9 protein-coding genes and 1 pseudogene are annotated in these 7,594 nt (G+C 43.4%); 2 read left to right on the plus strand and 8 right to left on the minus strand.

Features of this window, described 5'->3' with window-relative positions:
* Positions 1-30 precede the first annotated feature (30 nt).
* From EDM58_RS24950 to EDM58_RS24970, 5 genes are all read right to left on the minus strand, one after another.
* Positions 31-702 carry a Crp/Fnr family transcriptional regulator gene (locus EDM58_RS24950; RefSeq protein ID WP_122915741.1) on the minus strand — a complete coding sequence of 224 codons (672 nt, stop codon included), beginning with the start codon at positions 700-702 and terminating at the stop codon, positions 31-33.
* A 166-nt stretch (positions 703-868) separates the two neighbouring features.
* Positions 869-1,237, minus strand: coding sequence for a GNAT family N-acetyltransferase (locus tag EDM58_RS24955; RefSeq protein ID WP_342769056.1), 369 nt, complete (start codon positions 1,235-1,237; stop codon positions 869-871).
* On the minus strand, positions 1,209-1,688 hold the full coding sequence (locus EDM58_RS24960; RefSeq protein ID WP_122915742.1) for an NUDIX hydrolase: 480 nt from the start codon (positions 1,686-1,688) through the stop codon (positions 1,209-1,211). Before EDM58_RS24960 ends, EDM58_RS24955 begins: the two co-directional genes overlap by 29 nt.
* A 161-nt stretch (positions 1,689-1,849) precedes the next feature.
* Entirely contained in the window at positions 1,850-2,272 is a 423-nt protein-coding gene (locus EDM58_RS24965; protein WP_122915743.1) for a DUF1259 domain-containing protein, read from the minus strand.
* A gap of 41 nt (positions 2,273-2,313) precedes the next feature.
* Entirely contained in the window at positions 2,314-2,733 is a 420-nt protein-coding gene (locus EDM58_RS24970) for a DUF1259 domain-containing protein (protein WP_122915744.1), read from the minus strand.
* Between the two features lie 281 nt (positions 2,734-3,014).
* Between EDM58_RS24970 and EDM58_RS24975 the strand changes: the two genes are divergently transcribed.
* Both EDM58_RS24975 and EDM58_RS24980 read left to right on the plus strand, forming a co-directional pair.
* Positions 3,015-3,596 (plus strand): type 1 glutamine amidotransferase family protein, encoded by a 582-nt coding sequence (locus tag EDM58_RS24975; RefSeq protein WP_122915745.1) that lies wholly within the window; start codon positions 3,015-3,017, stop codon positions 3,594-3,596.
* A 75-nt stretch (positions 3,597-3,671) separates the two neighbouring features.
* Positions 3,672-4,115: a cell wall hydrolase gene (locus EDM58_RS24980; protein ID WP_023556253.1), complete on the plus strand. Its 444-nt coding sequence runs from the start codon at positions 3,672-3,674 to the stop codon at positions 4,113-4,115.
* Between the two features lie 43 nt (positions 4,116-4,158).
* Here EDM58_RS24980 and EDM58_RS24985 read toward each other — a convergent pair whose 3' ends face one another.
* The 3 genes and pseudogenes from EDM58_RS24985 to EDM58_RS24995 all read right to left on the minus strand — a co-directional run.
* Positions 4,159-6,483 carry an ABC transporter permease gene (locus EDM58_RS24985; protein WP_122915750.1) on the minus strand — a complete coding sequence of 775 codons (2,325 nt, stop codon included), beginning with the start codon at positions 6,481-6,483 and terminating at the stop codon, positions 4,159-4,161.
* Positions 6,484-6,485: 2 nt separating this feature from the next.
* Complete coding sequence (locus EDM58_RS24990; RefSeq protein ID WP_122915746.1) at positions 6,486-7,190, minus strand: ABC transporter ATP-binding protein; 705 nt, start codon at positions 7,188-7,190, stop codon at positions 6,486-6,488.
* Positions 7,191-7,358: 168 nt separating this feature from the next.
* Positions 7,359-7,577: pseudogene (locus tag EDM58_RS24995) on the minus strand (helix-turn-helix transcriptional regulator); the annotation flags it as partial.
* Positions 7,578-7,594: the final 17 nt, after the last annotated feature.

Genomic DNA, 7,594 nt, shown 5'->3' on the forward strand with positions numbered 1-7,594 from the left:
AGATGAAAACAATCCACTTCTGTGACATAGTCACTTTACTTGAGACAGTTTTTCCAGTTCGCTGCGTTTCAGCATCGAAATTTTGCCTCGCCCCAATCGAATCCAGCCAAGCCTCTCGAATTCCTTGAGCACTCTGCTGACCACTTCTCTTGCCGTACCCAATTCCAGGGACAATGACTCATGGGTGACATAGAGCGGTGCTTCAAAATGGGGGTTCGTCTTGCGAAGCAGCAGTTCCGCTACTCTGCGATCCATCGGCAGGAATGTCATATCCTCAATGAGACTGGTAACGGAAATCATTCTTTTGATAAAAAGACGATAAATAAATTGATTGAGATCTTTGTATGTATCCATCCATTGTTTAAACAAGGCGACGGGAAGCACGAGCAATTCCGTATCCTCTTCCGTCTCCGCAATAGCTTCGTACCCTGTTTCCCCGAGAATGCTTGCCATCATAATGACGCATACTTCTCCCCTTTTTACCCGATACAGCGTCAATTCTTTCCCGGTTGGGCTTATTTTGTAGATTCGCACACTTCCGCTTAAAACGAAGGAGGCATGTTGAAAAATATGTCCTTCCTCGATAACCGGACGGGCGGGCAGCGTGATCACGGCTGCCTCCGTATTCTGCCATTGTTCATGAGGAATAGCGGCAAAGCAGGGGAATGTGGAGACGATGCTGGCTATCTTCTCATTCTGCATGCAATGCAAAACCTCCCAGTCAGGGTTTATCAAATAAAGCTCTCCACATGGGCGGGAAGTTCACTGGTTGTGTCCTACAAATGACTTCTGATTTCAATCTCGAGCAAGGGTAATTTTCGACCCTGGAAAACCGTCGACTCTATTTCTCCAACCCGCTTTGCCCCCATTAAAAGGTAAAAATTTTCTGCATGGGGTTCACTATGGATCGTAACTTTATGAATACCCAAATCCTTGGCCACTCCAGCATGTATCTCCATAACGCTTTGCCATATCCCTTGCCAATCGCTTCCGGTTCGATAAATAGATCTTTCAGCAAGCAAGAATCGCCTTCTCGTTCCAGACCGAGAAACCCTTTTATGGTGTCGCCATCTTCTATGACATAGACGAGAGAAGAAGCAATATATTCAGGAGAAACGGTTAAATCGTCCCGACAAGCTTCCATAAACTCTTCACTGTAACCCCAGTAGGCTTTGGAACGAAAGGAAAGATCGCTTAAATAGCTAGCCTCATGAGCTTCTGCTTTCCGGATATTCAATTTGATTCACTCCTTTCAAATGACGGTACAGACTCCGTGCTAACGCGACTCTTCTGATGCTCTCTTTTGTCCAAGGTGGAGCTTTGGGATGATTCATGATTTCGTCGTAGGTCATCCAATGTACTGCGTCAACTTCATCGGGGCTCTTGCAATGTGCCGTGCCCTTGTCATATTCACAAAGGAAGACCACGTTGATCACGTTGCCTCCATCATCTGTTACAAACGAGGAGCTGTATACAAAAGTGACAGCATCTTTTATTTCGATGCCAACTTCCTCATACAGCTCTCTTTTTACAGTCCGTTCCAGGATGTCGAGCGTGTTTCCTTCTACGTCTACTTTTCCCCCGACAAGAGATAGAGTCCCGCCTGCATGCTCTTCCTTACTGCTTCGCGTAATCACAAGCCATTTCTCATCCTTACAGATAGCACCTTCTACGTTTACGATAAACATGCTGTCTTGCCCCCTCAAATGGTTCTTCTAGAATCAATTTTAACATTTTTTTCAAGAATCGTTTGCCCTGAGAGGTGGATTCGACAATAAAAAATAGAGGGGGCAAAAACCCCTCATAGAGAAAAATGAAAACACTTTCATCTTTGTACAATACCTAAATATTATCCTAAGAAAGCAATAGAACGTTTCACTTTTCTTGCAAATGCAATGGGATTATCGATAGATTCCCAGTGTATATACATAAGACGAGGGTTATCAAACAGCCAGTGATTATGAACTGCTGTCACTGTGACCCCGTTTTTGCGAAGATTTGACAGTAATCGATTTACTTGGTTTTGGAAGAGGGCCGTTTCTCCTAAACAGAGTGCGCGACCTGAACTGTCCAATGATTCAAAGGAGAACAGTTGATACCGGACCAATGGTGATGTGGTACGTCTTCCTAAAATTGCGGCGTTAATTCTCCTGTTTCTGGTGACAAAACAAACCGGACCCTTTGTTATTTCATGCTCAGTTCCGCCTAAAATGGCTGAAAATTGGTTGCATAGTCTTCTAAAACGGGGACTTGCTTTCACTTGTGCCGCCATACGAAATCATCCTTTCGTATTATGATAATCAGACAGCCTCATCAACCCAAGAAAGCGATGGATTCCTTGGTTTTCCTAGCAAATACAATCGGATTCTCAACGGCTTCCCAATGCATATACATCAGACGAGGAGTTTCTTTTAGCCAGTGATTGTGAACCGCAGTGACTTTTATCCCGCGTTTACGGAGATTTGACATCAATCGATTTACTTGATTTTGATGGACGGCAGTCTCACCCAAACAAAGAGCGCGCCCCGTACTATCAAGAGATTCAAACGAGAACATTTGCATTTGAACCAAAGGGGAGTGCGTTCTTCTACCCAGGATCGTCGCCCGCAAGTTCGTCATTCGCGTGACAAAACAAACAGGACCTGCCTCAATTTCCGATTCACCGCCAAGGATTCTTCCAAATTGGGCACAGAGTCTTCTGAATCGTGGGCTAACACTCATTTTTTGGGCCATATTAATCCTCCTTTGATCATGATCGCAATATCGTATGAAGAATGAAGGAAATTGCATTGGACGATACACCAAGTTTCAAGAATAAAAAATGAATGTTGTCCTCAGGCGAATCACGCCATCCTGGACGAAAAGGAAAAGCCGAGCGAAAATCAGGGCAGATACCTGAATGTCGTCGGCTGAGTCGAAAATAAATCAGAGAATACTTATCTTTCCTGACCATGATTGTCAGTGAAGTTGGTTTATGATTCACATATACAAAACTCTACTAGGAGGGAATCACTTTGAGAGAAGTGTTACTTTTTATAACGGATGGTTTTGCTGATTGGGAGGCAAGTTACGTCAGCTCAGAGCTGAACAAGCCAGGAACAGGATATCGTGTAAAGACAATCGCAATTGATCAGGAACCCAAGGTTTCGATGGGAGGTCTAACGGTCCTTCCAGATTACACTGTAAAAGACTTCAATCCCGACTCCGATATCGCCATGCTCATCATACCTGGTGGAACGGGATGGAGAGAAGAAAAGAATCAGCAAGCGAAAGTCATTGTCGACTATTGTGTTGACAAGGAAATTCCTGTCGCAGCGATCTGTGATGCTACCACATTTTTAGGAAGCCATGGATATTTGGATCATCATAGACATACAGGCAATACGTTGCCTTATTTGCAGCAAGGAGCCCCGAATTACAGTGGAGAGCAACATTATGTAGATGGTCAGTCCGTCCTTGACGGGAATCTGATTACCGCGAATGGAAGCGGCGCACTGGAGTTTTCAAGACACATCTTGGAGAGATTGGGTGTATTAGAAGGCGACGAATTGAATGAATGGTACGAAATATTTAAAAAGGGCTACTTTCCCGCGTAGCCCGCACATGTGCAACGTAACATTTCCGCTTCACCTACAATATGATGGCCTAGAACAATCTAAAGAGGTGAGCCAATGGCAGTCGTAAAAGCCAGGAAAAATGATATTGACATGTTGGCAAGATTGCTTCGAGCCGAAGCTGAAGGTGAAGGCGAAATGGGTATGCTCCTTGTAGGAAACGTTGGGATTAACCGAATAAGAGCGAATTGCTCTGACTTTAAAGGGATCCGGACGATTCCCCAAATGATCAACCAGCCGCATGCGTTTGAGGCTCTGCAACATGGCATGTACTACCAAAGGGCCAGAGACAAAGAACGCCGTCTGGCGCGACGGGTTGTGAATGGCGAGCGGTTTTGGCCGGCCAAATACGCCCTCTGGTATTTTCGTCCGGGAACAGCTGCTGCTCCTCAGCCGTGTCCGCCGACCTGGTATAATCAGCCGCACGTAGGACGATACAAGCTTCATTGTTTTTATCAGCCGACCGGAGAAGAATGTGAAAATGTATATAATATCTATTAATTTCTACAAGGGGCTACATCGTTAGCCCCTTTCATTTTCTCCGTTATTCTACACTCTTTAATGATTCAATCATATTTATTTTCGTGACTTTTTTTCTAAGAAGAAAGTTAGATAGGATGGTGAGCAAAAAGGCCAGAATTACGGATACCAACATAACGGAAATGGTAAGCTTATCCGGAATTTGTTGATGGGCGCTAGATAGTGCCTTTACGACATTTGCATACATATAGCCGCTAATCGGTAAAGCTGCCATTACCGCAAATGCGGTTAGGATGATGTTTTCAAAAAATATCAGCCTGTTTATTTTATATTTTTGATAGCCTAACACTTTAAGGGTTGCAAGCTCACGATTCCTTTCATAAATGTTGATGGAAGATATCGTATAGATGGCGCCAAAGGAGAGGATGACAGCACAAATGATAAACATGATAAAGATAAAACTGTTTTGCTTCAAAATATACTGAGCTGATTTCTTTAGATCCGTCTTACCAGCAATGGCCTCTACTTGAGGATCTTGTTCAAAGAAGTTGCGGATGCTGATAAGATCTGTCGAGTTATTTGCTTCCACTACAAGCGAGGTTGGACGGTAATCTAGCCCAAGGCTTTGTAAATAATCAGCTGTGATCGTAAATGATGGATTCGAATACTGAGTAGATATCTGTACGACCTTCAGCGTAACCGTTTTCCTTTTCAACGCCGGTTCAGTAAACGTAATGGTGAGGAGATCCCCTTGAGCTATGTGATACTTATCAGTGTAGGATTTGGGTACCAGCACTCCGTTATTTTGCAGTTGGATTTTATTATCGTTTTCGTCAAAGAAATGAATGAGAGAGTTATTTCTTTCAGTCACCACTAAATCTGCCTTTACGCTTTCATTACCGTTTCTGAATTCAATAGGTAAGGTGGATAAAGAATAGCTGTTTTTCATACCGGAGGGCAGCTGAAAAGGATTCGGGGATGCTCCCATTTTATAATCCACTCTTAGATCATAGGTATAAACATCTTCAATTTGGTTCGCTACTTTTTGCAAGGCCGATTGAGTACCGAAAGCCGTCATCAATAAAACGGTGCTGACTACAACGCCTATGGAGCTCGCCAGCGCTTTTTGTTTATGCAGGAATATATTACGTAGAATGAGCTTGTAGCTGTAAGGAATATGACCCCAGATACCCGGAATTCTTTCGAGGAGTATCTTTTTCGTCGTTTTTGGCGGTTTAGGACGGAGCGCTTGAGCCGCACGTTCTTTCAATATGGTTCTACCACTCAGATAACAGGCTAGCATCCCAAACGCGCTAGAGATTAGGATGGGAGGAATGATTGAAAAAAGAGAAAGTGAGAATTGAATGCCTGGCAGAGAGTAGGCCTTTGCATTCGACGCAGTTACGAAGGGAACAAAAACGAATGCGGCAATGGCACAGCCCAGGATTGAGCCTAGGATACCGACCAGTACCGGGTATCCCATGTAGTGAAGCATGATGCTTCTGTTTTTCACCCCCAAAGCCTTCATAATGCCCACTTGATTTCTTTGAGAATCGATCATCCTCGACATGGTCAGAAATAAGATAATCGCTTCGATCAAAAAGAAAACCAAAGGGATCACCTTACTCATCAAATGATTATTATGGATCGTGGCATGTAGCGTGGAGTAGCTGAAAGTCCGTTCTTTGCTGACTTGATTTAGGTAAGTGAGTTTTTGGGACTGTTCTTCAATGGATTTACCTACTTGATTCATATCGGAGCCGTCTTTCGCATCGATCAGGATTTCATTATAGAAAAAGCCACCAGCGATTTCAGGTATCGATTCTTCGCTAATATAAGCTACTCCGTAGGTTTTATGGTCTTGTATCGCGTTCTTTTTGGCATATTCAACATTCTCGCATAAGCCGCTAATGGTAAACTTCACATGTTTATCATTGGCGCGTAAATGGATTTCATCGCCAACACGATAGTGATGTTCATTGGCATAATGGGAATCTACCAAGATTTCACCCTTTTTTGACGGGATGCGACCCTCGATGATAGCAGGTGTATTGATTTCATTATCTGCAGGGATCGAATGAATTTTTAATAAGGCTTTATAATCTGCAAAGGATTGCGTGGCATCGAAGGTGTAGCGCCCTTCTAGTTTATGAATGCCTTCGATTTCGCTTAAACCAGCCAGCTCCTGCTTGGAAATTTGACTGTAATATACATGTAAGTCAGCTATATTATGTGCTTTAAAGTAAGCCTTCGTATAAGCGCTGAGAGTGTCACTCAAGGTGGTCAGCCCCGCATAGAAAAACGCTCCTACTGCAATAATCAAAACAAAAGCGAAAAATTGCCCTGCGGATTGTTTTATATCCCTGAATAGTTTGATAACTAATTTCACGATCACCACTCAATCCCTTCGACGCTTTGCTTGTCTTCATTCATCGTTATGCTTTCTATCTTTCCGCTTTTCACCTTGATAATTTTATCGGCTATGGGAGCTATGGCGGAATTATGTGTGACCAAGACGACGCACTTTTTCGTTTCCTTGTTCAAATCTTGTAGAAGCTGCAAGACGGACTTGCCTGTGACATAATCCAAAGCCCCGGTTGGTTCATCACAGAGCAGAAGTAAAGGATTTTTGGCAACAGCTCTAGCGATCGCCACTCGTTGTTGTTCTCCTCCTGAGAGCTGGGAAGGGAAGTTTTTGAGACGGTCCGTTAATCCAACTTTATGTAAAATATCTTTCGGATCGAGATGGTTTTTACATACTTCCGTGGCAAATTCAACATTTTCGAGAGCGTTTAGATTCGGAATTAAGTTATAGAATTGAAATACAAAGCCAACTTTCTCACCCCGGTATTCTGTAAGCTTTTTTTCGTTGAATTTTGTGATTTCTTGATCTCCCACAAACACTTGACCTGAGGTAGCCGTATCCATACCGCCAAGTATATTCAGAATCGTACTTTTGCCGGCACCACTTGCACCCAGAATCACGACGAATTCTCCCTCTGATATGGAAAAGTCAACACCATCCAGGGCCTTGATTGGCACTTCTCCTATTTTGTATTCCTTCGTTACCTTTTTGAATTCGATCAGCTTTTTCAATTCTTGCCTCTCCTTACTTTCTAACCGCTAGTTGCCCCGCTGAACTGCGCGGGTAACGATCGAATGGTTTGGGTTATAACTTCCATTATATACCAGTCAGTTAGAGGTTAAATCCTGCAGCCGATGTATTTTCGCATCAGTCTCCAGGAGGAGTTAGGTCCTGTCGTTTCAGGGCTGGACGGCCAAGGGGGAGGAGAGGTACCTTGCTTTTTTGTAGGCTAACGGTGTCATTTTCATCGATTTTCGGAATTTCTCAATAAAGTAGCTTGTACTATGAAATCCAACTTGATAAGCAACTTCCGTAACCGTAGATTCTGCTTCTTGGAGCAGGACTAGGCTTTTTTGAATTCGATAATCCGTTACGTAGCTCAATGGAGTTGTATGCAGTGTTTATGGCAGACTAA

The organism is Brevibacillus panacihumi (genome assembly GCF_003710985.1).
GTDB classification, from domain to species: domain Bacteria; phylum Bacillota; class Bacilli; order Brevibacillales; family Brevibacillaceae; genus Brevibacillus; species Brevibacillus panacihumi.